Source organism: Pseudonocardia nematodicida (assembly GCF_040105385.1).
Taxonomy (GTDB): Bacteria; Actinomycetota; Actinomycetes; order Mycobacteriales; family Pseudonocardiaceae; genus Pseudonocardia; species Pseudonocardia nematodicida.
This window is the reverse complement of the sequence record NZ_JBEDNQ010000002.1, coordinates 67647-92153: the sequence shown is the minus strand read 5'-3', so window position 1 is coordinate 92153 and position 24507 is coordinate 67647. Positions and strand designations below refer to the sequence as shown.

General features: G+C 71.0%; 22 protein-coding genes and 2 pseudogenes. 15 read left to right on the top strand and 9 right to left on the bottom strand.

The features are described 5' to 3' along the window. Position 1 precedes the first annotated feature (1 nt). The 5 genes from WIS52_RS04780 to WIS52_RS04760 form a co-directional block, all read right to left on the bottom strand. Complete coding sequence (locus WIS52_RS04780; protein WP_349296872.1) at positions 2–889, bottom strand: branched-chain amino acid ABC transporter permease; 888 nt, start codon at positions 887–889, stop codon at positions 2–4. 5 nt (positions 890–894) lie between these two features. Then, the gene (locus tag WIS52_RS04775; RefSeq protein WP_349296871.1) at positions 895–2112 is read right to left on the bottom strand and encodes an ABC transporter substrate-binding protein; all 1218 of its coding nucleotides are present in this window, start codon (positions 2110–2112) and stop codon (positions 895–897) included. A gap of 70 nt (positions 2113–2182) precedes the next feature. After that, positions 2183–2881, bottom strand: a complete 699-nt coding sequence (locus WIS52_RS04770; RefSeq protein ID WP_349296870.1) for an SDR family NAD(P)-dependent oxidoreductase — start codon at positions 2879–2881, stop codon at positions 2183–2185. Positions 2882–2903: 22 nt separating this feature from the next. After that, complete coding sequence (locus tag WIS52_RS04765) at positions 2904–3359, bottom strand: GlcG/HbpS family heme-binding protein (RefSeq protein WP_349296869.1); 456 nt, start codon at positions 3357–3359, stop codon at positions 2904–2906. Then, the gene (locus tag WIS52_RS04760) at positions 3356–4489 is read right to left on the bottom strand and encodes an LLM class flavin-dependent oxidoreductase (protein ID WP_349296868.1); all 1134 of its coding nucleotides are present in this window, start codon (positions 4487–4489) and stop codon (positions 3356–3358) included. The genes WIS52_RS04765 and WIS52_RS04760 overlap by 4 nt, the downstream gene beginning before the upstream one ends. Positions 4490–4760: 271 nt before the next feature. Here WIS52_RS04760 and WIS52_RS04755 point away from each other — a divergent pair, with 271 nt between their 5' ends. From WIS52_RS04755 to WIS52_RS04730, 6 genes are read left to right on the top strand one after another with little or no spacing between them, the layout of a single operon-like run. Further along, on the top strand, positions 4761–5543 hold the full coding sequence (locus tag WIS52_RS04755) for an IclR family transcriptional regulator (RefSeq protein ID WP_349296867.1): 783 nt from the start codon (positions 4761–4763) through the stop codon (positions 5541–5543). Positions 5544–5571: 28 nt separating this feature from the next. Beyond that, on the top strand, positions 5572–6786 hold the full coding sequence (locus tag WIS52_RS04750) for a CaiB/BaiF CoA transferase family protein (protein WP_349296866.1): 1215 nt from the start codon (positions 5572–5574) through the stop codon (positions 6784–6786). After that, positions 6783–7619, top strand: coding sequence for an HpcH/HpaI aldolase/citrate lyase family protein (locus WIS52_RS04745; protein ID WP_349296865.1), 837 nt, complete (start codon positions 6783–6785; stop codon positions 7617–7619). Before WIS52_RS04750 ends, WIS52_RS04745 begins: the two co-directional genes overlap by 4 nt. Before the next feature lie 19 nt (positions 7620–7638). After that, positions 7639–8484: a cyclase family protein gene (locus tag WIS52_RS04740; RefSeq protein ID WP_349296864.1), complete on the top strand. Its 846-nt coding sequence runs from the start codon at positions 7639–7641 to the stop codon at positions 8482–8484. Further along, on the top strand, positions 8481–9908 hold the full coding sequence (locus WIS52_RS04735; RefSeq protein ID WP_349296863.1) for an MmgE/PrpD family protein: 1428 nt from the start codon (positions 8481–8483) through the stop codon (positions 9906–9908). Before WIS52_RS04740 ends, WIS52_RS04735 begins: the two co-directional genes overlap by 4 nt. Before the next feature lies 1 nt (position 9909). Then, the gene (locus WIS52_RS04730; RefSeq protein ID WP_349296862.1) at positions 9910–10536 is read left to right on the top strand and encodes a flavin reductase family protein; all 627 of its coding nucleotides are present in this window, start codon (positions 9910–9912) and stop codon (positions 10534–10536) included. Between the two features lie 66 nt (positions 10537–10602). On the opposite strand, the gene WIS52_RS04725 is transcribed toward WIS52_RS04730, so the two are convergent. Then, entirely contained in the window at positions 10603–10911 is a 309-nt protein-coding gene (locus WIS52_RS04725) for an amidohydrolase family protein (protein ID WP_349296861.1), read from the bottom strand. 38 nt (positions 10912–10949) lie between these two features. On the opposite strand from WIS52_RS04725, the pseudogene WIS52_RS31660 reads away from it, so the two are divergent. The 3 genes and pseudogenes from WIS52_RS31660 to larA form a co-directional block, all read left to right on the top strand. Beyond that, positions 10950–11123: pseudogene (locus tag WIS52_RS31660) on the top strand (glycerate kinase); the annotation flags it as partial. Positions 11124–11305: 182 nt separating this feature from the next. Then, positions 11306–12308: pseudogene (locus WIS52_RS04715) on the top strand (2-keto-3-deoxygluconate permease). Positions 12309–12365: 57 nt separating this feature from the next. Next, complete coding sequence (gene larA / locus WIS52_RS04710; protein ID WP_349296860.1) at positions 12366–13667, top strand: nickel-dependent lactate racemase; 1302 nt, start codon at positions 12366–12368, stop codon at positions 13665–13667. Positions 13668–13920: 253 nt separating this feature from the next. On the opposite strand, the gene WIS52_RS04705 is transcribed toward larA, so the two are convergent. Together WIS52_RS04705 and WIS52_RS04700 are read right to left on the bottom strand one after the other, a co-directional pair. Then, the gene (locus WIS52_RS04705; RefSeq protein ID WP_349296859.1) at positions 13921–15846 is read right to left on the bottom strand and encodes a maleylacetate reductase and hydroxyquinol 1,2-dioxygenase domain-containing protein; all 1926 of its coding nucleotides are present in this window, start codon (positions 15844–15846) and stop codon (positions 13921–13923) included. After that, entirely contained in the window at positions 15846–17630 is a 1785-nt protein-coding gene (locus WIS52_RS04700) for an FAD-dependent oxidoreductase (RefSeq protein ID WP_349296858.1), read from the bottom strand. Before WIS52_RS04700 ends, WIS52_RS04705 begins: the two co-directional genes overlap by 1 nt. 100 nt (positions 17631–17730) lie before the next feature. On the opposite strand from WIS52_RS04700, the gene WIS52_RS04695 reads away from it, so the two are divergent. Next, on the top strand, positions 17731–18663 hold the full coding sequence (locus WIS52_RS04695; RefSeq protein WP_349296857.1) for a LysR family transcriptional regulator: 933 nt from the start codon (positions 17731–17733) through the stop codon (positions 18661–18663). 131 nt (positions 18664–18794) lie between these two features. Here WIS52_RS04695 and WIS52_RS04690 read toward each other — a convergent pair whose 3' ends face one another. Next, positions 18795–19982 (bottom strand): cytochrome P450, encoded by a 1188-nt coding sequence (locus WIS52_RS04690; RefSeq protein ID WP_349296856.1) that lies wholly within the window; start codon positions 19980–19982, stop codon positions 18795–18797. 337 nt (positions 19983–20319) lie between these two features. On the opposite strand from WIS52_RS04690, the gene WIS52_RS04685 reads away from it, so the two are divergent. From WIS52_RS04685 to WIS52_RS04665, 5 genes are all read left to right on the top strand, one after another. After that, positions 20320–20853, top strand: a complete 534-nt coding sequence (locus tag WIS52_RS04685; RefSeq protein WP_349296855.1) for a nuclear transport factor 2 family protein — start codon at positions 20320–20322, stop codon at positions 20851–20853. A gap of 180 nt (positions 20854–21033) precedes the next feature. Further along, positions 21034–21228 carry a ferredoxin gene (locus WIS52_RS04680; RefSeq protein ID WP_349296854.1) on the top strand — a complete coding sequence of 65 codons (195 nt, stop codon included), beginning with the start codon at positions 21034–21036 and terminating at the stop codon, positions 21226–21228. Between the two features lie 82 nt (positions 21229–21310). Further along, entirely contained in the window at positions 21311–22540 is a 1230-nt protein-coding gene (locus WIS52_RS04675; protein ID WP_349296853.1) for a cytochrome P450, read from the top strand. A 68-nt stretch (positions 22541–22608) separates the two neighbouring features. Beyond that, a complete protein-coding gene (locus WIS52_RS04670) occupies positions 22609–23574 on the top strand; it encodes a TIGR03619 family F420-dependent LLM class oxidoreductase (RefSeq protein WP_349296852.1) in 966 nt (321 codons plus the stop codon). An 84-nt stretch (positions 23575–23658) separates the two neighbouring features. After that, complete coding sequence (locus tag WIS52_RS04665) at positions 23659–24501, top strand: mycofactocin-coupled SDR family oxidoreductase (RefSeq protein ID WP_349296851.1); 843 nt, start codon at positions 23659–23661, stop codon at positions 24499–24501. Positions 24502–24507 lie beyond the last annotated feature (6 nt).

Here is a 24507-nt window from a genome sequence, read left to right as displayed (position 1 = left end):
CTCATGCCTCCCTGAGGCCGGACGAGGTGCTCAACAGGCCCCCCGGGCGCAGCAGCAGCACCGCGGCGACACCGATGTAGAGGCTGAACCCGACGAGGCCGGGCTGGAAGCTCACCGCGAAGCTCTCGAGTACGCCGATGAGCAAGGCGGCCACTAGTGCTCCGGGGATCGATCCCAGTCCACCGATGATCACGACGGCGAAGCTCTGCACCACGAACGTCGGGGCCAGGCCCGGCTCGATCGACACCAGCGGTGCGATCAACGCACCCGCCAGACCGGCGAGCGCCGAACCGAGGACGAACACCGGTAGCTGGACCCGGCGGGCCCGGACCCCGAGTGCGCGGGCCATGGTCTCGTCGTGCGCCACCGCCCGGATGTTCTGCCCGAAGGAGCTCCGGCGGAGCAGGACGGTCAGGCCGGCCGCGAGCACCAGACCGATCCCGATGAGCACGAGGTCGTAGACCGCGACCCGGATGCCTCCGATGCCCACGGCCCCGGCGAGCTCGATCGCCTGGGCCTGACTGCGCGGCGTGACCCCCCAGATCTGCTCGGTGAGACCCCCCAGGGTCAGCAACAGGGCGTACGACGCCAGCAGCGTGGTGGTGTGGTCACGGGTGTAGAGCCGCCGGAAGATCGTGACCTCGCTGACCGCTCCGACCGCGCCCACCACCACCGCGGCGACGAGGAGGGCGACCACCAGCATCAACGGCGAGGGCGCGGCCCCGCCCAGGACGGTGGCGAGCACGAACGCCCCGAGGGCGAACAGTGCGCCGTGCGCGAAGTTGAGCACCCGCATCACGCCGTAGATCAGCGTGAGACCACTGGCCACGACGAACAACGGCACACCGCCCGCCACGCCGGCGACGAGTGCGGCGACGATCTCGCCCACCGGACTCACCGCCCCCCGTACGGCACGACGATGGTCTCCACCACGTCGATCCCGTCGGGCTGATCCGGTGCGCCCACCGTGTGGCTGACGACGGTCGGGATGTCCGCCTGGTGCGACTCGGCACCGATGGTGACCGGACCGCTGGGCCCGTCGAACGTCACGCCTTCCAGCGCGGTGCGCACCTGCTCCGGGTCGTCGGTGCCCGCCTCCTGCAGCGCGGCGGTGTAGGCGAGGCCGACCAGGTACCCCTGGTAGGTCCAGCCGACGGGGCGTGCGCCGTCGTGCATCGCGCCGTAGGCCTCGACGAACTCCTGGTTCACGGGTGTGTCGAAGGCGGCGTAGTTGTAGTCGTAGGCGTTCCACATGTCGGGTGCCCGGCCGTTCAGCGACCGCGCGACGTTGTAGTACTCACCGGCGTTGGCGAGAACCGCGATCTGTTGGGGCAGGTCGAACGACTCGGCCTGCTGGATGAACCCGGCGGTCCCGGCGCCGTAGGTGCTGAGAAAGACTCCCCGGCCGTCGCGCTCCCCGGCCAGGCCCCGGCTCATCGCGGAGACCTGCGCGCGGAAGTCGGTCGTGTTCAGCGGCAGCCACTGCTCACGGTTGACGGTGATGCCCGCCCCGCCGTCGAGGCCGTCCCGGAACCCGTCCCAGGTCTCACGGCCCCACTTGTAGTCGAAGCCGAGCACGTCGAACGTCCTCACCTGAGGGAACCGTTGTCCGATCACCTCGGCGACGGCGTCCGCGGTGGACCGGTCCCGCGCCGCGACACCGAAGGTCCGGGTGAAGGGGGCCTGCCCGGTGAAGGCGCCGGTCTGCTCGTTGCTCGCGCACGAACCGGTGATGAGCACGGCGGGGGACTGCTCGATGATCGGTGCGACCGCACCGCAGTTGGCGGAACTGAACATCCCGCCGACGAGCTCCACCCCGTCGCCGACGAGATCGCGCGCGGCCTGGGTGGCGGTCTGCGGGCTGGTGCCCTCGTCCGTGACCACCAGTTCCAGCTGCCTGCCGTCGATGCCGCCCGCGGCGTTCGCCTGGTCGACCGCGATCCGGGCGCCGTCGACCAGGTTCTCCCCGATCTCTCCGAACGCCCCCTGCGTCGGCGCGATGAACCCGATCCTGATCACGTCGTCGGCGGCGTTCGAGCCACCCCCGGCGGACCCACATCCTGCGACCCCGAATACGAGCAGCGCCGCGCTTGCCAGCCAGACCTTCCTCACGGATCCCAACCTCCTTGTCAGTGTGAAGACCGTCATCGGACGGATAGGCGGACGATCAACCCCGCGACGATCAACCCCGCGCGGTGACCCCACCGTCGACGTGCACCGTCTCGCCGGTGATCCCCGCGGATCGGGGACCGGCGAGGAACGCGGCCGTGTCCGCGACCTCGGTGGCGGCGATCATCCGGCCGAGGGGGATGGTCCGGAGCTTCTCCTCGAGATAGCCCGGGGACCGGCGGATCTCTCTGTTCATCCCGGTGGGCACGATGGTCGCGGAGATCGCGTTCACCCGTACCGGGACGTCGGCCCACTCGATGGCGAGGGTGCGCACCAGCGAGCCGACGGCGGCCTTCGTCATCCCGTAGACGGCTGTGCCCGGAACACCCCGCTCTCCGGCCGTGGACGTGACCGCGACGACCGAACCGCGGTCCGAGCGGCGGAGCAGGTCCTGCAGAGCGAGCAGGACGTTGACCGTGCCCCACACGTTCGCGTCGAAGACGGACCGGGCCTGCTGGGGCGCGACCTCGCCGAACGGCTGCCAGGTGTTCACCCCCGCGCAGTGCACGACGGCGTCGAGCCGGCCGTACCGCTCGTGCAGCCGCGCCGCGGCCGCAGCACAGTCACCGGGGTCGGTGACGTCGCAGTCCCACTCCGTGTCCGTGGCCCCGTCGCCGGTCGTCGCCCGGTCGAGTCCGACGACCGCGTACCCGTCGCGGCCCAGAGCCGCGACGACCTCGCGGCCGATACCTCCCCGACTTCCGGTGACCACGGCCACCGGCGCCGAGGGACCGCTACCAGTCACTCCGGGCACCGATCTCCGCCAGCGCGGCGACCGCGACGTCCATGTCCTGGGTGTAGTGCCCACCGGACACCCCGAGGCCGCCGACGAGCTCCCCGGCGACGATCACCGGGTAGCCACCGCCCAGCGTCACCAGGCGCGGGATCGCCGAGCGCGCGCCCGCGCCGAGCACGGCATCCGCTTCCAGCGCGGCGTGCCAGGCGTGCGTCGGCCGGCCGGACGCGGCGCTGAACGCCTTGTCCTGCGCGACCGACCCCGAGGTGAAGGAGGCGCCGTCCATGCGGTGGAAGGCCTTGAGCAGACCGCTCTCGTCGATCACGGCGAGGCTCATCCGCAGTCCGGCGGCGACCGACGCCCGTTCGGCCGCGGCGATCAGTGCGGTCGCCAGGGAGGCGCTCACTGTCGGGCGGGTCAGGGTGATCGCGGTGTCGTGCGCGGTGTCGGTCATCGGCGGATCCCGGCCTCTCTCAGCAGTGGCATGACGTTCTCGTCGAAATGGGTGAGCTCCTCGAGGTAGTCGAGGAAGGCCAGCGCGACACCGTCGATGCCGGCCCGTGACAGGTCGACCAGCTGGGACGCGACCTGCTCGGGGGTGCCGACGATCGTGTAGGCACCGAAGCTGAGGACGAACGGGTCCAGACCGGCGCTGACCTGGCTGTCGAACGAGGAGCTCTGCATCCCGAGGGTCGTCGCCAGGTTCCGTGCACCGACGTAGTCACCCTTCTCCAGGATGTGCGCCCTGACCTGGCGGGCCTCCTCCTCGGTGTCCCGGCAGATCACGAAGGCCGACATCATCACGCTCATCGAGCGCCGGTACTCGCGCCAGGCCAGGTCCCGGATCCGCGCGGAGTATGTGCGCGCATCGTCGAGCGTGTGGGCGGCCGCGAAGTTGATGTCGACGTTGCGTGCCGAGAAGTCCAGGCCGGCGGGCGAGTTCCCGGCATTGATCAGCACGGGGTGGGGTTGCTGCAGCGGCCTCGGCTTCGACACCGCATCGGCGACGGTCACGTACTCGCCCGCGAAGTCGACCGGGTCGTCGGAGGTCCAGAGATCCCGGACCACGCCGAGCCACTCGTCACCGAACGCGTAGCGGTCGGTGCGTCCACGCTGGACGACCCCGAACATCTCCATCTCCGAGGTGAACCAGCCCATGACCAGGTTCAGGGCGAACCGCCCGCCGGACACGTGGTCGATCGTCGCCGCCTGCTTCGCGGCGACGATCGGGTGCACGGTCGGCAGATGGGAGGTGGCGACGATCGCGATGTTCTCGGTCTGCGCGGCGAGCGCCGCGGCCCAGGTGTAGGTCTCGAATGCGGTGCCGTTGAAGTCGGTCGAACCACCGAAGCCCTTCCAGCGGGCGATGGGGATCAACGCCTCGAAACCGACCTCGTCGGCCTTCTTCGCGATCTTCGACGTGTGCTCCCACGTCACCTCGTAGGTGGTCTCGGCCTCGGTCATCGTGAGACCGCCACTGCAGTTGATCCCGAACAGCCCGAGCTTGAGGGGCTGCTCGTTGAACAACGGCATGCCGGCGCGACCGTTCGGCTCCGCGGACGGGGGTGGTGCTGCTCGGGTCACTGCGCTGTTCCCTTCACGCGTCGAGCGGGCTCCGATTCGTTCCCTCCAGCGGAACGATTCGATCGGAGGTTTGCTGTGGCGTCCACTTGCTCGCACTGCGACGTTCTCGCAGGCAGTGAAGTTAGCTCCGTTGACCGGGAGAATCAAGCGACGGCGCTGAACATTTGCATCTAGCCCCGCTATCGACATAGCGTTCCTTTGGGCGATACGTTATCTAGGCGGTGACGCCGGACCGGCGCCATCGGGGCGCGCGGGGAAGGCGGTAGGGCTGATGGGATCCGGTTCGGGTGCGGCGGCGGGGACCGAAAGCGCGGGACGCACACTCGACGTCCTGCTGCGGTTCCTCGACGGGACGGAGACCCTGGGCATCTCCGAGCTCGCCCGCGACATGACGGTCAGCAAGGCGGTCGTGCACCGGGCCCTGCAGACCCTCGCCGGCCGGGACATGGTCGAGTTCGACGAGGCCACCCGCCGTTACCGCCTCGGACCTGCGGCGGCGGCCCTGGGGGTGCGCGCGCTGCGCGACTCCGATCTCCGCTCGGCAGCCCGCAGTCATCTCGCCGACCTGCAGCTGACCACCGGCGAGACCGTGACGCTCAGCGGTCTCCTCCGCGGAGGACGGGTCTACCTCGACCAGATCGTCAGCGCGCACGAGATCGCCATGAGCGTGGAGATGGGGCGCCGGTTCCCCCTGCACGCGGGCAGTTCGGGCAAGTGCATCCTCGCCCACCTGCCCGCAGACCAGCTGGACCGCCTCCTCGCGGAACCGCTCGAGCAGCTGACGGCGAAGACGGTGGTCCGGCCGGATGTTCTGCGGGCCGAGCTGAGCGAGATCAACGACGCGGGATACGCCTCGTCCGACGGCGAGCGGCAGGCCGACGCCGGTTCGGTCGCCGCGGCCGTCTTCGGCTTCGACGGCGTTCCCGTCGGCGCCATCTCCGTCTGCGGACCCCGGTCCAGGGTCACCCCGGAGTTTGTCCGCCGCGTGGCACCCCAGGTGGTCGAGGCCGCGCGCGACATCTCCACCAGCCTCGGCCACCGAGGCCGTCCGTGATCTCCCGACGACAGCGAGGAATCAGCCAGTGAGAGACGACCACGACGGGACCGCCGAGCCCGCCGCCGCGCTCGACGGGATCCGGGTCCTGGACATCGCCACGCTCTTCGCCGGTCCGCTCGCAGCCACCGTGCTCGGTGACTTCGGCGCCGAGGTCATCAAGATCGAGCACCCGAAAGGTGACCCCGTCCGCACCCACGGCGCCGACAAGGACGGCATCGGCCTCTGGTGGAAGATGCTGTCGCGCAACAAGAAGGGGATCACCCTCTATCTCGGTTCGGCGCGCGGACAGGAGCTGTTCCGGGACCTGGTCGCCGACGCCGACGTCGTCGTGGAGAACTTCCGGCCGGGCACGATGGAACGCTGGGGTATCGGATACGACGAGCTCAGCCGCATCAATCCCGGCCTCGTCCTGGCGAGGGTGACCGGCTTCGGCCAGTTCGGCCCGTACTCACGCCGGCCCGGGTTCGGCACGCTCGCCGAGGCGATGAGTGGCTTCGCGGCGATCACCGGTGAGCCAGACGGGCCACCCACACTCCCCCCGTTCGGGCTCGCCGACGGCATCGCCGGGATCACGACGGCGTTCGGCGTCCTCGCCGCGCTGCGCGCGCGGGACACGACCGGCCGTGGACAGGTGCTGGACATGGCCTTGATCGAACCGCTGCTCACCGTCCTCGGCCCGCAGGCGATCGTCTGGGACCAACTCGGGTCGTTGCCGATCCGGACCGGCAACCGGTCGACCAACAACGCGCCACGCAACACCTACCGCGCACGCGACGGGCGCTGGCTCGCGGTGTCGACGAGCGCCCAGTCGATCGCCGAGCGGGTGATGCGCCTGGTCGGCCGACCGGACCTCGTGGACGAACCCTGGTTCGCCTCCGGAGCCCAGCGCGCCCTGCACGCCGACGAGCTGGACGGAGCGGTCGCAGCCTGGGTGGCCGAGCGCGATCTCGATGTCGCGATGGAGGAGTTCGAGAAGGCCGAGGCGGCCGTGGCCCCGATCTACACGGTCGCCGACATCTTCGCCGACCCGCAGTACACCGCGCTGGGGACGATCGGGCGCTACCACGACGAGGAACTCGGCGAGGTCCGCTTCCCGGGACCGATGTTCCGCCTGTCCGAGACCCCCGGCAGTGTCCGGGCCACCGGCCCGCGCAAGGGCCGCGACACCGCCGATGTGCTGGCCCGGTACGGCGTGGACCCGGCCGAGCTGGACCGGCTGCGCGCGGACGGTGTGGTGTGACGACGACCGCCCGCAGCTGGCTCTACGTCCCGGGCCACCGCCCGGAGCTCCTCCCGAAGGCGTTCGCGTCGGGAGCCGACGCGGTGGTCGTCGACCTCGAGGACGCGGTGCCCCCCGGGCACAAGGCGGCCGCCCGGACGGCTCTCGCCGGGTTCCTCGACGGCCACACCGGTCCCCGACCCTGGGTCCGGGTCAACGGGCCGACCACCCCGTGGGGACCGGACGACCTCGCGACTCTGGCCGGGCACCGTCCGGCCGGGCTCCGGCTCTCGAAGACCGAGGACCCCGAGCAGGTACGCCGGCTCGCCGACGAGACCGGCCTGCCGCTCTGGCTCGTCGTCGAGACGGGACTGGGGCTCGAGCGGGCCTACGCCCTGGCGACCGCGCACCCGGCGGTCGTCGGGATGCTGCTGGGCGAGGCGGACCTCAAGGCGGACCTGCGGATCCTCGACGACCGCGGGCTGGGCTGGGCGCGCGGGCGGATCGTCGCGGCGTGCGCCGCCGCCGGGAAGGCCCGCCCCGTCCAGTCCGTCCACACCCGGGTCGGCGACCTCGACGGCCTGCGGGCCTCGAGCGAGGACGCCCGCGCCCGCGGCTACTTCGGACGGTCGGTCGTCCATCCCCGGCAGGTCGACGTGGTGAACGAGGTGTTCACACCGTCCCGGGTCGAGGTCGAGCGGCCTCGGGCGGTCGTGGACGCGCTCGCGGCGTCGCACGAGGCGGGTTCCTCCGCGCTGCTCGACCGGGACGGAGCCCTCATCGATCCGGCGGTGGCCGAGCAGTCGAACCGGGTCCTCGAACTCGATCGCCGGATCCGCGCACAGCAGGCATGAAGGAGAAGTGGTGCACACAGTGAACTCTGCGGCCACCGGTGACGTGGACGTCGTGGATCAGGCGGCCCTGTCGGCCGCGCTGTCCCGGTCCACGCTGGTCGAGCTCGGTCGCACGCTCTACAACGGCATGCCGTCCTCACCCAACCACCCCGGGTTCAAGATGGCCCTGATGCGCCGGCACGGCGACGCGGTGCGTGCGGACGGCAGCTCGGCGGCGAACGAGATCATCGTGACCGGCGGGCACGTCGGCACGCACGTCGACGCACTCGCGCACGTCAGCTACGAGGGCTGCCTGCACGGGGGTGTGGACGCGGCGCGAGCTCAGACCGGCGGGCGGTTCTCCAGCCTCGGCGCCGACGAGGTCCCCCCGATGCTGGGGCGCGGGCTCTTCTTCGACATCGCGACCGCCCGGGACACCGACGTGCTGCCCGGCGGCTACGGCGTCACGGCCGACGACCTGTCGTCGATCCTCGACACGGCCGGGATCGAGCCGCGGGCCGGCGACGTCGCCGTCGTCCGGACGGGCTGGGGCCGGTACTGGGACGATCCCGAGCGCTACGCCGGCCACGCCTCCGGAGTCCCGGGAGTGTCGCTCGACGCGGCCGAATGGCTGGTCGCGCACGGGTTCCGCGCTGTCGGTACCGACACCACCGCCTGCGAGCAGCTCGCCCCGGGCGCCGGCCACAGCCTCCTCCCGGTCCACAAGGTCCTGCTCGTCGACGCGGGCATCCACATCCTCGAGCACCTCGCGCTCGAGGACCTGGCCGCCACCGGGATCGTGGAGTTCTCGTTCGTCATGGCACCGCTGCGGATCGTCGGCGCGACCGGCTCCCCGATCCGCCCGCTCGCGGTGGTCGTCGGATGACCACGATCGATCCCGCCGTTACCGCGAGCCGCGCCGTCGCCGAGGTGGCCGCCCGCCGGGGCTTCCCCGAGTCCGTACGCACCGACCTCGCCCGCCGCGTACTGGACCTGCTGGGGATCAGCATCGCCGCGACCCGGGAACCCCCGGCCCACTCGATCCGTGAGCTGGTCGGTCGCTGGGGCGGCACACCCGAGGCGACGGCCATCGGGTACGGCCGGGTCCCGGCGCCGTCGGCCGCGCTGCTCAACGGCACCCTCGCGCACAGCCTCGACTTCGACGACACCCACCTGCCGTCGGTCCTGCACCCCTCGGCCTCGGTCATCCCGGCGGCGCTCGCGGTGGCCGAGCGATCGGACGCCTCCGGCGCCGAGTTCCTCGAAGCGGCCGCCGTGGGGATCGAGTTCGTCTGCCGGCTCGGGATGGCGGGCTACGACGAGGCCCTCGGCAACTCCGTCTACTTCGAGCGCGGCCAGCACGCCACGGCGATCTGCGGCGCTCTGGGTTCGGCGCTGGCGGCCGGGATGCTCCTGGGCCACGACACCGACCAGCTCGTCTCCACCATCGGCATCGCCGCGAGCATGGGCGCGGGGATCATCGAGGCGAACCGCACGGGGGGCACCGTCAAGCGGGTGCACTGCGGGTGGGCCGCCCACGCCGGGGTCACCGCCGCCGAGATGGTCTCCGCGGGGCTCACCGGCCCGCCGACCGCCTTGGAGGGGCGTTTCGGGTTCTTCCAGGCCTTCCTGGGCGACGGGTTCCGCCTCGACGCCCTGCTCGACGGGCTCGGCGAGAAGTGGATGGTCGAGGACATCTTCTTCAAGCCCTACCCGTGCAACCACTTCACCCACGCAGGGGTGGACGCCGCGCTGCGCCTGCGCGCGGCGGGCGTCGATCCCTCGTCGATCGAACGCCTGGTGCTCGAGGTGCCCACCCCGGTGCTGCGCACGATCGCCGAACCCCGCGCCGAGAAGATCCACCCCCGCTCCGGCTACCACGCCGCCTTCAGCGGGCCCTTCACCGTCGCCACGGCTCTGCTCGGTGGTGGTGGGCTGGGTGTCTTCCACGAGGACTTCACCGACGACAAGGTCGGTGATCCCGCGATCCTCGCCCTCGCCGCCTCGGTCGAGTGCCGGGGCAGCGCGCTGTGTGACTCGATCTTCCCGCACCAGTTCCCCGCGGTCCTCACCGCTCACCTGCGCGACGGCACGACCGCCGTCGAGCGCGTCCTGGTGAACCGGGGCGGACCGCAGGATCCGCTGTCCACCGACGAGCTGCTCGGCAAGTACCACGGGAACGCCGACCCGGTCGTCGGGCACGCCGCCGCAGCAACGGTGGCCGACACCGTGCGCGGACTCGCTGGGCAGCCCTCGGTCGCGTCGCTCACCGAGGTCCTGAGTGGACTCGAAATCGCCGTGAGCCGGTGAGATGACCGAGTCGCTCGATCCCGACGACCTGTCGTCGAACCGCCGCTACCGGCTCATCTCGGGCGTCGTCGTGCCTCGGCCGATCGCCTGGGTGAGCACCGTCGGAGAAGCCGGTGGCCCGGTCAATCTCGCACCGTTCAGCTGCTACACCTTCGTCTGCTATGACCCCCTGCTGGTCGCCTTCGTGGCGGGCAGGAAGCTCGGCGGACGGAAGGACACGGTCGTCAACATCGTCGCCACCGGGGACTTCGTGGTGAACGTCGCCGACGAGAGTCTGGCGGCAGAGGTGCACGAGAGCGCGCGCGAACACCCACCGGAGGTCAGCGAGGCCGACCTGCTCGATCTCCGGACGACGCCGTCCGAGATCGTGACCCCACCCTGGGTGGAGCGCGCCCCGATCAGCCTCGAGTGCCGGCTCGACCGCATCGTCGAGTTCGGGAACATCCGCAGCGAGCTCGTCGTCGGCCGTGTCCGGCGGGTCCACCTCCGGGACGGGCTGCTGGCCGACGGCAGGATCGAGACCGCGGACCTCGAGCCGCTCGCGCGGATCGGTGGCCCCCGGTATCTCGTCGGAGGTTCCGTCCTGACCCTCCCGCCGGTCGCCGCGAGTCCCGCCGCACCGCCGTAGGCGGCCCAGCGCCGGTCGCGACGCCGGTGGGCGCGGGGAGAACCGGCCGCGTCCTCCCGCATCCGCTCAGACCCGCGGTCCGACGACCTGCCGGCCGCCGCGGACCACCGACCGGATCAGCCCGACACCCGGCCGGTCGGCAAGGTGGATGTACGGCGGCGCGTCGAAGACCAGCAGATCGGCACGGCGCCCTGGCGCCGGCGCTCCCACCTCCGTCCGGCGCAGTGCCGCAGCGCCTCTCCAGGACGCGGCACGCAGCGCCTCGGCCGGGCTCATCCCCATGTCCGGTACCGCCAGCGCGATGCAGAACGCCATACTCGAGGTGTAGTTGCTGCCGGGGTTGCAGTCGGTCGCCTGGGCCACCGAGGGCGTCACCGAGCTGGAGGACGGTCCTCCCCGGTCGGCGCGCCGCCGCGGCCTTCGGTCCCCAGAAGGGCGCGGCCAACGACGACATCACTGTGCTCGACGCCGGCCTCAGCGTGCTGGCCGACGTGCTCGCCGACACCACCGGTCGCGAGCTGCGGACCGTCCCCGGGAACGGGTCGGCGGGCGGCATGCTCGCGACCCTCGTCTGCCTGCTGGACGCCGAGATGAGCCCGGAGGGTGTCTTGTGGCAGACCTGCTCGGCGCCGGCGACCTGCTCGCCCGCGCCGATGTCGTCCTCACCGGCGAGGGCACCCCCGACTCCCAGTCCCTGGCACCAAGGTCGTGGACACCGTCCGACGACTGACCCCGGCCGCGACACCCGTGCTGGTCGTCGCCGGCTTCGTTGATCCTGGGAGCCGTCGTCAACACCTTCTGGCCCGAGTCCCTGGAGATCGGAAACTTCACCACCGGACTGTTCGCCGACAGCGCGCTGCCGCTGATCGGGGTGCTGATCTTCGCCGTCGGCACCCAGGTCAACTCCACGACGACCGGTCCCGCCATCCGGGACGCTGCTGCTGTGCAAGACGCTCATCCCCGGCATCGCGGTCGCGCTGGGCTTCGCCGTGGGTCTGGACGGCTTCGCCGGCATCTCGCTGCTGGCGCTGTTCGCGGCCGTGGACAACACCAACTCCGGGCTCTGGATAGCCTACACCTCGAAGTACGGCGACAAGCGTGACCGGGGCGCCGTGGTCGGGTCCGCGCTGAACGACGGCCCGTTCACGACGCTGCTGTTCCTCGGTGCGTCGGGTCTGGGCAACATCCCGTTCCTCGCGCTGCTGGCCGCGATCCTGCCGCTGCTGCTCGGCATGGTCGTCGGTCACTTCGACGAGCGCTGGCGCGAGATCCTGCGCCCGACGCCCAACATCGTCATCCCGTTCTTCGCCTTCGCCCTGGGCACCAGCATCGACTTCTTCGAGATCGTCACCGGTGGTCTGAGCGGCATCCTGCTGGGCCTGATCGTGGCGCCGGTGACGGGCTACTTCTGCTACCTGGGCTACAAGATCATTCTGCGGCGCGGTGCGTACTCCGGTATCGGGTTCGCCGCCGGCACCACGGCGGGCAATGCGATCGGCACACCGGCTGTCGTCGCGGCGGCCGACCCGCAGTTCGCCCAGTACGTCGGCACCGCCACGGCGCAGGTCGCGGCGTCGGTCCTGGTGTCCGCGGTCCTCGCCCGGGTGCTGGCATCGTTCCTCAAGCGGTCCGGCGCGCTGGCCGAGATCAAGGAACGCGAGGCCGTGGAGCAGGCACGCGAGCTGGAGGCCGAGCGGCTGCGCGCGGCGAGCGAGCTCGACGGCGATCTCGACAAGGATCTCGACGGCGACGCACGCGAGACCCGGTCCTGAACACGAGGTGCATCGTCGACGCCTACGGTGGCGGTTGCACGATGACGGAGGAGAACAGTGGACGTTGATCTGGCCTACGGGCAGGGCTGGCTGACGGTCGGCCTCCCCGACGACCTGGACGTGACGGTCGTCGAACCGCAGTACCACCCGGCGGTGCCCGAGGAGGCCGCCTACCTGCGGGAGGTGCTCGCCGCACCGGTCGCGGGACCGAGACTGCGCGACCGGGTGCGGCCCGGCCAGTCGATGGCCATCTCGATGTGCGACCTGACCCGTCCGCAGCCGCGGCACCTGATGATCCCGGCGATCCTCGACGAGGTCGCGGGCATCATCGAGCCCGAGGACGTGGTGGTCCTGGTCGCCACCGGCACGCACCGTGGCAACACCGACGCCGAGATCCGGCAGATGCTGGGCGGCGAGCTCACCGACCGGCTGCGCGTGGTCAACCACGACTCCCGCGACACCGCCTCGCTGACCTGGCTCGGCGAGTACGGCGAGGGCGTGCCCGTGTGGCTGAACTCCCTGTGGGTGGACGCGGACGTCAAGGTCACCACGGGCTTCGTCGAACCGCACTTCTTCGCCGGCTTCAGCGGGGGCCCGAAACTGGTGGCCCCCGGGCTCGCTGCGCTGGAGACGGTGCTCACGCTGCACGACGCCGCGCGGATCGGCGACGAGCGCGCCACGTGGGGCGTCATCGACGACAACCCGGTGCACCGCGACATCCGCACCATCGCGGCCGAGACCGGGGTGACGTTCGCCTTCGACGTCATCCTGAACCGCGAGAAGAAGATCGTCCGCGCCTTCGCGGGGGACCTGCTCGCCATGCACTCCGCGGCCCGCGAGGCCGCCCGGGAGATCGCCATGGCGCCGGTGGACGACCTGTTCGACGTCGTCGTCACCACCAACTCGGGCTTCCCGCTGGACCAGAACCTGTACCAGGCGGTCAAGGGCATGTCGGCGGCGTACACCGTGGTCAAGCCCGGCGGCACGATCATCTGCGCCGCCGAGTGCCGCGACGGGTTCCCCGACCACGGGTCGTACAAGGAGGTGCTGGCCTCGGCGGCCTCGCCGGAGGCGCTGTTCGCCGACATCTCCGCGCGGAAGGAGACGGTCCCGGACCAGTGGCAGGTGCAGATCCAGGCCAAGATCCAGTCCGGTGCCCGGGTGGTCATGCACACCTCCTACCTCTCCGACGAGGAGCTGGCGCTGGCTCACCTCACGCAGACCTCGGACATCGCCGCGACGGTGCGCGAGGTCTGCGCGCGGATCGGGCCGGAGGCGCGGGTGTGCGTCCTGCCGGAGGGTCCGCTGACGGTGCCGTACGTCGACGCGAGCGTGCGACCGGCGGACCATGTCGCCTGAGGTGCCGTCGCCCGAGGCGTAGCGGCTGCGTACGCCCATCGCCGAACAGGGGCGGCTGGTCGTCGCCTTCTCCGGGGTGTGGACTCCGCGCTGGTGGCGATCGCCGCGGCCGAGGTTCTCGGCACACTGGCGCCGGAGCATCATGTCGAGGACGTCGCGCTGCCAGTCCGGCAGCGGGTGCCGTCGGCGGTCGGCCGTGAGCCCCACCATCCCGCGGACGACGTGGTCCCCGCGCTCCCGGGATGGCCTGCGCTCACTGAATCGGCTGCACCCTGAACGTGAAGGACAGCTCCCGCCACTCCCCGCCGACCTCCGTACCGTCCGGCATCGGCCCGCTCCGCGGCGCGAAGTCGACGACCAGGTCCTCCTTCACCCCGAACACCGCGTCGGAGTCCAGGTACTTCCCGCCCTTCACGAACAACTGGGTGATCAGCTCACGGTGCCCGGGCGCCGCGATGAGGAAGTGCAGGTGCGGCGCCCGGAACATGTGCCGCCCGGTCGCGGTGAGCAGGTCACCGACCGGCCCGTCGGAGGGGATGGGGTACTCCGAGGGCAGGATGGACCGGAACCGCAGCCGCCCGTCGCCGTCGGTGCGCAACCGTCCACGCAGGACGGGACTGTCCAGGTCGGGCAGCTGCACGTCGTAGAAGCCGTCCTGATTGGCCTGCCAGACGTCCACGACGGCCTCCGGCAGCGGACGGCCGTCGGGATCGGTGACGGTGACGTCGGCCCAGAGCGGCACCCCGGGCAGTCCGGCCGACAGGTCGGCGCCCTGCGGCAGCTCGGGCGGACCCTCCACGTAGAACGGTCCGAGCACCGCTGACGACGTGCCGTCCGGGGTGCGTGAGTTGGTGAGCACGTCGACCACACTGGACAGACCGAGGGTGTCGGACAGCAGGATGAACTCCTGCCGGGTGTCGGTGGTGATGTGGCCCGCCCGGGTCAGGAAGTCGATCCCGGCCTGCCACTCCTGCTGGGTGAGGTCGTTGTCGAGCGCGAAGCCGTGCAGCCGGCGGACGAGGTCGCGCGCGAGGCCGGCCAGGCGCGGCCGGTCCCCGGCGTCGAAGGAGCGGATCACCTGCCCGGTGAGCCGCCCGACGGACGCGGTGAGGGTCGGGTCCGATGCCGGTCGCCGGCCGTGCTGGGCGTCGTCGAGCAGTGCCCGGACGCCGTCGCGGGTGACCGGGGCCGGGTTCGGGTACGGGGTGGCGGTGGCGAGCTCGGCGGCGCGGTCGAGCTCGTCGGCCGGCATCCCGATCGCGTCCAGCGACGTGGGGCCGCCCGCGGCCGCGACGAGGTCGTAGCTGGCGGCGGGCGCATCGGTGGTGTGCAGCCGGACCGCGATCCGGTCCATCACCTCGGGCACGGCGGCGGCGTTGTAGGCCATCGCGTGCGGCAGGACGACGGCGTGCGTGGGGGAGTGCGGCAGGTCGAAGCTCCCGCCGAGGGTGTGGCACAGCTTGTGGTGCAGCCCCATGCCGACCGACCCGAGGCAGGTCCCGGCGAGCCACGCGCCGCGTAGCAGCCGGGACCGGACGTCGAGGTCGTCGACCCCGTTGGCGAGTGCCCGGAGCCCGTCGGCGAGCAGCTCGACGGCGTCGAGCGCCATGCCGTCGATGATCGGGTTGGCCTGCGGTGAGTAGAGCGCCTCGATGGCGTGCGCCATCGCGTTCGCCGCGCTGGTCACCGCGATCGCCTGCGGGAGGCCGGCGGAGAGCTCGACGTCGTAGATCACGGTCTCGGGCAGGATCGCCGGATCCGACCGGGTCGTCTTGACGCCGTCGGAGGTCTCGCCGAGGACCGGGGTCACCTCCGACCCCGCGTAGGTGGTGGGAAGGATGACCTGGTCGACGCCGGTCCGGGCGGCCAGGGCCTTGGCGAGACCGGTCGTCGAACCGCCCCCGACCGCGACCACGCAGTCCGCGTCGACCCGGCGCAGCTCCTCGATCGCCCGCCCGGTCACCTCGACCGGGGTGTGCATGGCGGCACCGTCGAACCGGCCGGCGAGCAGCGGGCCCAGCACCTTCTCCAGGCGCTCGCCGTGCGCGGCCAGGTCCGGGCCGGCCAGCAGCAGCACCCGGGAGCGTCCCAGGCGGTGCACCTCGTCGGCGGTGCGCTCGAGGGTGCCCGGGCCGAACACGATGCGGGCCGGGAGCGCGGTGTAGTCGAAGCGGTCCATCAGAGCTCCTTCGCGCCGCGGGCGAGTACCGATCCGAGCGCCGAAACCAGCTCGGCGGCCGGGTCGTCCGGCAGCTGGTGGGACCGCCAGGCGACGTGGGCGTCGGGCCGCACCAGCACGCAGCCGGACTCCTCGACCTCGCGCAGCCTCGCCCAGTCGTCGTAGACGTCGGTCAGCTCGCGGCCGGGGCCGATGACGTGGAAGTCCACCTCGATGCCGAGCCGCGCCGACGCCTCGGCGGCGGCGTGCGCCCACGCCTCGCCCGAGATGCCGGTGAGCAGGGCGAACCGGCCCTTGCCGGTCACGTCGTGGGTGCTCACCCGGTCCTGGCCGCGTCCGAGCCAGCAGTGCGGCAGCCGGGCCCCCGGCCAGGTCGTGGGGTGGTACCAGAGCTCGGGGTCGCGGTCGTAGGCCGGCTCGCCGGTGCCGTCACCGACCACCGCGGCCGATCGGTAGCGCTGGCCGAGCTCGACGCCGTGCGCGTTGAACTCGTAGTCCTTGGTCTCCAGCGCCTTGCGCAGCGCGATGCGCTGCGCGGCGGCCTCGGGGGTGTTGTCGGCACGCGCGGCCATGTTGGCCCGCTGGGCGTCGGGATCGTCGGTGTCAGTGACGCCGAGGGCGGAGAAGATCGGACCGAACTCCTCGATGGACTTGTTGGCGCGCAGCACGATCTGCTCGCCGATCGGGGCACGCTCGGCGTCGTAGGTGTCGAGCAGGTCCTCGCCGGCCCGGCCGGACAGGACCAGCGCGAGCTTCCAGGCCAGGTTGTAGGAGTCCTGGATCGAGGTGTTGGAGCCGAGCCCGTTCGACGGCGGGTGCCGGTGCACCGCGTCCCCGGCGCAGAAGACCCGTCCGGCGCGGTAGCGGGTGGCGTACATCTTGTTGTTGCCCCACAGCGACGTCGACCGGATGGTGACCGGCACGGTGTCGTCGCCGATGAGGTCGTGCACGACCTTGGTCGCCATCGCGTCGTCGAGTTGCGGCGGCGGCTCGTCGATGTCGTAGCCCCAGATGGCGAGCCACTCGTCCCAGGGCCGGACCATCCGGATCACGCCCATGCCGATCCCGCCGATGTTCGAGCCCGGCTGCAGGACCCAGTACAGGACGCTCGGGCGCTTCTCGACGAAGCGGCTCAGGTCGGCGTGGAACACGATGTTCATGGATCCGGCGAGGTCCATCCGACCCTCGAACGGGAGGCCGATGTCGCGGGCGACGGTGCTGCGGCCGCCGTCGGCACCGATCACGTACTTCGCTCGGATCCGGTAGGTGTGGCCCGACAGCCGGTCCCGGACCGTGACGGTGACGCCGGCGTCGTCCTGCTCGAGGCCGACGTACTCGGTGTCGAACCGGATCCGGCTCCCGCGTTCCGCGGCGCGCCCGATGACGATCGGTTCGAGCAGGGTCTGCGGCAGGTCGCAGTTCTCCGCCGGGCTGGCCAGGGTGTAGTCGGCCTTGCGGGCCGGGTGGTTGCCCCAGGAGCGGACGCGGCCGAGCTCGTCGCCGGCGAGGCTGGTGCAGAAGACCGTCTCGCCCATCATGTGCGACGGCACGCCCTGGGCCCGGACGTCGTCCTCGATCCCCATGTCCCGCAGGATCTCCACCGTGCGCTGGTTGGTGATGTGCGCGCGCGGGGTGTTCGCGGTCCACCGGTACTTGGTGACGACGATGTGGTCGACCCCGTAGGTCGCCAGGAACAGCGCGGCCGACGCTCCGGCAGGACCGCTGCCGATGACGAGGACGTCGGTGGTCAGGAGGTCGTCGGCCTCGGTCTGAGTCTCGTTCACGTCGCCTCTTCTCTGAGTGCGGTGCCGGCCAACGTCAGTGTCGAGGCCCCCTTCATATTCGTCCAATACCGATCGCCGCTCCGAGCCATACAGTGGGCGAATGGATGTCCGAGCCATGGAGTGCTTCGTCGCCGTCGCCGACGAGGGGTCGGTCAGCCGCGCGGCGTCGGTACTGCAGATGACCCAGCCACCCCTGACCGTGCGGCTGCAGAACCTCGAGCGGGAGCTCGGCGTCCCGTTGCTGGTCCGGCACGGCCGCGGGGTGGATCTGACCGCCGCCGGGCGGGAGCTGGCGGAGCGGGCCCGCCGGGTGCTCACCGAGCTCGCCGCGGCCACCGAGACGGTGCGCACCATCGGCCAGGGGACCCGGGGCCGGCTCACCGTGGTGGCCGGCCACTCGACGTCACCGGGCCTGCTGGCCCGGCTCGCCGCCGGCGGCGACCTGGGGCCGGACGTCGACCTCCGGCTGGACTGTGCCCCGGACCGGCTCGCCGTCGAGCAGGTCGCCCAGCACACCGCGCACGCCGGACTGCTGCACCTGCCGCCGTCGTCGCCGGGGACCGTGCGGCACCGGCTGGTCCGTGCACGCGGCCTGGAGATCGCCGTCGTCGCCCGCGAACCCCTGGTGGCGATCCTGTCCGCCGCCGCCCCGGCGTCACGTCGGGACCGGCTGGACCTCGACGACGCTCCCGCGCTGCGGGTGGAGCTCGGTGCGCAGGCGGGTGGCGCGCTCGCGGAGCACGTCCGCGCCGCGGCCGGCACCGCCACCCGCTCGGTGAGCGCGGGATCGGTGGTCCAGGCCCTGGCGATCGTCGAGGCGGCCGGTGACGCCTACTGCCTGCTGCCCGCGGAGCACTCGCGGCAGTTGCCTGACGGCCTGGTCGCGCGCCGGTTGCGCCAGCACACGGGCGTCGTCGAGACCGGGGTCTGCTGGCGCCCGGACGACGACAACCCCGTCCTGCACCGCTTCCTGCGGGTGGCGTTGTCCACCCCCGAGCCGAACGTCCTCGGCCCGGAGCTCACCCGGCGATGACTGCACGACCGGTCCGTCCGTCCTGGCGCAGGGGGATGCTGCCGACGGCACCCACTGGTGGGGACATTCGCAGCGCGTTCTCGTTCGACCCGCGCCGCGGCTGTGTCTCCCGTACGACGAATGCGACGAACTCACCACACGGCGTCGAGCCTTCTGAAGTCACGTCCCACGGTCCACGTCACCTCGACGGCGTCCGGGTCGGTGAGCCGCGCCGCGGGCATCCGCCGCAGCACCTCCTCGAGCACGACGCGCATCTCCAGCCGGGCCAGGGGCGCCCCCACACAGCGGTGCACTCCGGCGCCGAACGCGAGATGCTTCTGGACATTCGGGCGGTCGACGCGGAACTCGTCGGGGGAGTCGAACACCTCGGGGTCGCGGTTCGCGGAGCCCCACAGGAGCATCACGCGGTCCCCCTCCGACATGGATACGCCCTCCACCGTCGTCGCCTCGCTCACCGTGCGCGCGAGGCCGGGGAGCGGCGTCTCGAGGCGGAGTGCCTCCTCGACCGCCTGGGCGATGAGCGAGGGATCGGCGATCAGGCGGTCGCGCAGGTCGGGGTCCTTCAGGACCTGGTAGAGCATGCCGCCGATCCCGCCCACGGTGGTCTCGAGGCCGGCGCCGAGTATCAGGATCGCCAACGAGACGGCGTCCGAATCGGAGATCGGCTCACCGTCCACGGTGAGCGCGGCGATGTCGGACATCATGTCTCCCTGCGGCGAGCGCCTGCGCTCGGCAAGGCAGTTGCCGAGGTATCCCGCGACGTCGAGGTGCACGGCCCCGGCCGCCTCGACGTCGCCGTTCTGGGCGTGCGTCAGGAGAGCGATCTCCTGGTCGCGGAACCAGCTCCAGTCCTTCTCGGGAAGCCCCAGGATCAGTGCGATCGCCGTCGGGGGAACCGGTGTCGCCAGGATCGTGGCGAGGTCGCCCCTGCCGTCCTCGATCACCGCGTCGATGTAACCACTGACGACACGCCGGACCTGGTCCTCGATCACCTGCATCCGTTTGACCGAGAACCATCCCTGCAGGGGCTTGCGGTACTTCCGGTGTTCGGGGTCGTCCTGCTCGATGCAGATCACGGGCGGCTGCGGGATCCGGGGAATGGTGATTCCGCCGGTGTTGCTGAACGTCTCCGGTGTGAGGGCCGCGTGGGACACATCCGAGTACCGGGCGACGGTCCAGAACCCGTCGAACGCCTCCGATCTGGCGACAGGGCACTTCGACCGCAGGGTCGCGAAGAACTCGCTCGGATCCTTGGCGACCGCTTTGTCGGTGAGCGGGAACCGGCCGGCGAACTCCGTTGTCTCGATGGCCTCAGTCACGTCGGTCCTCTGGGTGGGTCGGGGACTGTTTCCGGGAATCGCCGATGCCGGCCCCGCCGATCAACGAGGCCGCGGTTCGATCGATTTCGAAACATCGTTCAGTACACTGAGCGTAGGGTTGTGTGGCTGTGGTGTCAACCACATCACCGAGGCTCTTGCGACGCCTTTCCCCGGCTTGTAGAGATGTCTGCATTCCACGGGCCGCCGGGGTGACGATCTCCGACGCACCTGCTCGCTGCCCGGCCTGCGCCGGTCGCGCCCGCTCGCGCGCCGGCCGTCACTCCTCGTCGGCGGGCGGGGGTCCCCGTGGAGCGGGTTACGGTCCGATGACCAGCAGATGGAGGTGGTGGGCATCATGATCGAGGACGTCGCATCCCTGTCGCGGCGGGTGCAGTACATGGAGGACGTCGATGCCTTGCGAACGGCATGGCATCGGTTCATGAGCCTCTTCGACCGTGGCGGGGCGCATGCGGAGATCGCGGCGATGTTCGCCGAGGACGCCGTGTTCGAGTCCTGCGGCTCCGACAACGGGGACCGCGCGTGGCACGGTCGCGCGTCGATCGAGTCGGGTTTCCTCCGGGTGGTCTCGCCCGTTCGTCCTTCCGATGACGAACGCGTCCACTCAGGGCACCACGGAACCACCCACGAGGTCCGGGTCGACGGCGACGCCGGTCTCGTCGAGGGTCGTTTCCTGGAGCTGACCGGCCGGGGGCCCGGGACCGTTCTGGCGGTCGCGGGCACTCACACGATCTTCTTCCGGCGGGAGGGGCGGGGGTGGTTGATCCGCCATCTCGTGATCCGGATCGACTTCTGTTCGCAGCTCGACGTGGTCGAGCCGCGAACGGCCTTCCTCGGAAAGCCGCCGTCCTGATCGGCGGCGCCGGGCCGGTCTCGGTCCGGCGGCCCGGGTTGACGCAGGTGCGGACGGCCGATAAAGTCGTCAGTGTACTGAGTAAATGGTCAGAGGCGATGGCTCGGCCGAGCCGTCCCTGCGCGCTCGCCCCGATGGACTCCTCATTCGCGAGCGCACATCCCCTGTAAGGAGGTCCCGTTGAACGTCGAGGTTGACGAGGACGCCTGTGTCGGCGCCGGCCAGTGTGTCCTGGCGGCACCACTGGTGTTCGACCAGCGCGAGGACGACGGCATCGTCGAGCTCCTCACCGCCGAGGTCCCGCCATCCGAGCAGGGCAGGGTGACGGAAGCGGTGAACCGCTGCCCCGCCGCTGCGATCAGGGCCGGCACGTGATGCGTCCGGTCGGGTCGGGGGCCGGACGAACCGCCCCGACGCGGCCGCGTGGCGGAGCGCGTCGTCGGGGACGGGGTCGCTGGTGACCGAGGAGATCGTCGCGACCGAACAGGTGCCGGTGCCGTACCCGATCATCCGGACGTGCCCGTTCGACGTGCCCGAGGTGCTCGAGGCGCAGCGTGAACAGGAGGGTCTCTCCCGGGTCCGGACCTGGAACGGCAGGGAGCCCTGGCTGCTGTGCCGGCACGCGGACGTTCGGACGGCTCTGAGCGACCCGGTGTTCAGCACCGACGTCACCGCGCACGGCTACCCCAACAACGCTCCGAACCAGGTGGAGACCGAGGGCGCACTCTTCATCCGGATGGACGGCGCCGACCACGCGTTGCGCCGCCGGACCATCATCTCGGCGCTGACGCCCAAGCAGGCCGAGCGCCATCGTCCCCGGATCACCGAGATCGTCGACGAGACCCTCGACGCGATGGTCGAGCGCGGGGGGCCGGTCGACCTGGTCGAGCACTTCGCGCTGCGGATCACCACCACGGTCATCTGCGAGATCCTCGGTGTGGAGCACGCAACGGCCGTGCGGGTCGTCGACGCGATGGAGGCCGTCTTCGACCTCGGTGCGGAACCGGCCGACCGTGTCGCCGCCAACCATTTCGTGCTCGACGTGATCCGGCAGACCGCACGGGAGAAGCAGGAGGCCCCGGACGACAGCGTGCTGAGCCGGCTCGTGAACGTCACGGTCGCGAAGGGCGAGCTGGAGTTCGAGGAGATCGTGACGATCGGCCGGTTCGTGATCGGTGCGGGTCACGAGACGACCGCGAACATGATCGGGCTCGGCGCCCTCGCGCTGCTGCAGAATCCGGATCAGCTCGCCGTCTTTCGAGCCGATCCGACGGCCATCGCGCCGTCGGCGGTCGAGGAGTTGCTCCGCTACCTCAGCATCGTCCAGGTCGAACCGAGCCGGATCGCCGTGCGGGACACGGAGATCAACGGCCAACCCATCAGGGCGGGCGACGGTGTGGTCATGTCGCTGTTCGCCGCGAACCGGGACTCCCGTGCGTTCGACGCGAGCGGTGTCCCGTTGGACGAACTGGATGTGACCCGGGCTGCCACCTCCCACCACGTCGCCTTCGGCTACGGCCCGCATCAGTGCGTCGGCCAGAACCTCGCCCGGGTCGAGATGCAGGTCGCGTGGACCCGGCTGTTCCAGCGATTGCCGGGGCTCCGGCTCGCCATGGCCGAGGACGACCTGGAGTTCAAGCAGGCCGGGCTCAACTACGGCCTCACCAGGCTGATGGTCGACTGGTAGAGCCGACGCCATCGAGACAGCGCCGCGCGGTCGCCCCGGCGTTCCGGCCTTTTCCCGAGGAGTAGATGATGCGGCTCTCGCTGTCGATCCCCCCCAATCTCGTCGAGGACGTTCAGCACTGGCGGTTCGTGCTGGACTTCGCCCGGATCTGCGACGAGGCGGGGGTGGATCGAATCGTGGCACCGGACCATGTGGTGTTCGGTGAGCAACTCGAGGCGTACGCCAATCCGGCCATCGGTGGGATTGCGAACGGTTCTCAGCCCACGGGGCCGGACGGAAACTACTTCGAGCCGATGAGCCTTCTGGCGGCACTCTGCGGAGTGACGGAGAATGTCCGTCTCGGAACGAACATCCTCCTGGCGGCGTTGCGTCGGCCCATGGTGCTCGCGAAGTCGGCGGCCACGATCGACGTATTGTCCGGTGGTCGTCTCGACCTCGGCGTCGGCGTCGGCTGGCAGCGGGAGGAGTACGAGACCGCGGGCCTCGACTTCGCCGGCCGTGGCCGGCTCCTCGACCACACCCTCGAGGTGTGCCGTCAGCTCTGGACCGAGACCCGCGCGAGCTACGAGAGCGCGGAGCTGTCCTTCGACGGCATCCACTCGATGCCGAAGCCGCTGCAGGACGGCGGTGTTCCGATCCTCTGCGGTGGCCGGGCCAACAAGAACGTCGCGCGCAGGATCGCCCGGTTCGGCGCCGGGTGGATCACCTGGGATGTCGGTGCCGAGGACATGGCGTCGAACGTGACGCGGATGCGCGAGCTCGTCGTGGTAGCCGGCGGAGCCGACCGGCCGTTCCCGGTGCACGTCGGCCTCTTTCTCGATGTCGACGACGCGGGGCGGCCCGACCCCGCGCGCACGTTCGCCTGCCTGCCGACCCTGGCCGACGCCGGCGTCACCGATGTCACGCTCTACCGGGTCCGGCCGCCGCTGGTCGCCGCGGAGGCCGCCGACTTCATCGGCGCCCTGGTCACGGAGTTCCGGGAGAGGGCGCCGCGCGAGGCCGCCGGTCGGCCGTCCGCGGTGCGAAGCGGTTGACCGGATCGGTGCTCCTCGACGTGGACACCGGCACCCGCTCACTAGTTCAGTGCACTGAAGAATCGATTTCACCTGGAGGTCCGAGTGGCTCGGCTCGATGGTCAGGTAGCACTCGTCACCGGCGCCGCGCGTGGACAAGGGCGTGCACACGCCGTCCGCCTCGCTCGCGAGGGCGCCGACATCATCGCGTTCGACTCGTGCGGCGAGTTCGTGAGCACGACCTACGACCCGCCGACCCTCGCGGACCTGAAGGAGACGGTCCGGCTGGTCGAGGAGCAGGGCCGACGCATCGTGTGGCGCCAGATCGACGCCCGTGACGTCCCGGCCGTCACCTCGCTGGTCGAGGACGGCACGCGGGAGCTGGGCAGGCTCGACGTCGTGGTGGTCAACCACGGGATCTGCAGCTACGCCTACACCTGGGAGGTGACCGAGGAGAACTGGGACGAGATCATCTCGGTGAACCTCACCAGCGTGTGGAAGGTCGTGAAGGTGGTCTCCCCGTACCTGATCGACCAGGGCGAGGGCGGGTCGATCATCGTGATCAGTTCGGTCGCCGGGGTGAAGGGGCAGCCCTTCCTCGCTCCCTACGTCTGCTCCAAGCACGCGATCGTCGGACTGACCAAGACCCTCGCCAACGAGCTGGGACCGCACCGGATCCGGGTGAACGCGATCCTCCCCGGTGGAGTCAAGACACCGATGGCCGGATTCGAGTGGAACGGGCAGAAGGGCGAGCAGAACCCGTTCGCCGGAGAGCTCGACAAGCCGGAGGTCGCCGCCCAACTCGGGTCGATCTTCATGAACGCGCTGCCCGACAGGTGGATGGAACCCGAGGACATCTCGAACGCCGTGGTCTTCCTGGCGAGCCACGACTCCCACTACATCACCGGAACGGAGGTCCGGGTCGACCTCGGCTCCACCGCCCGCTAGGGCGCC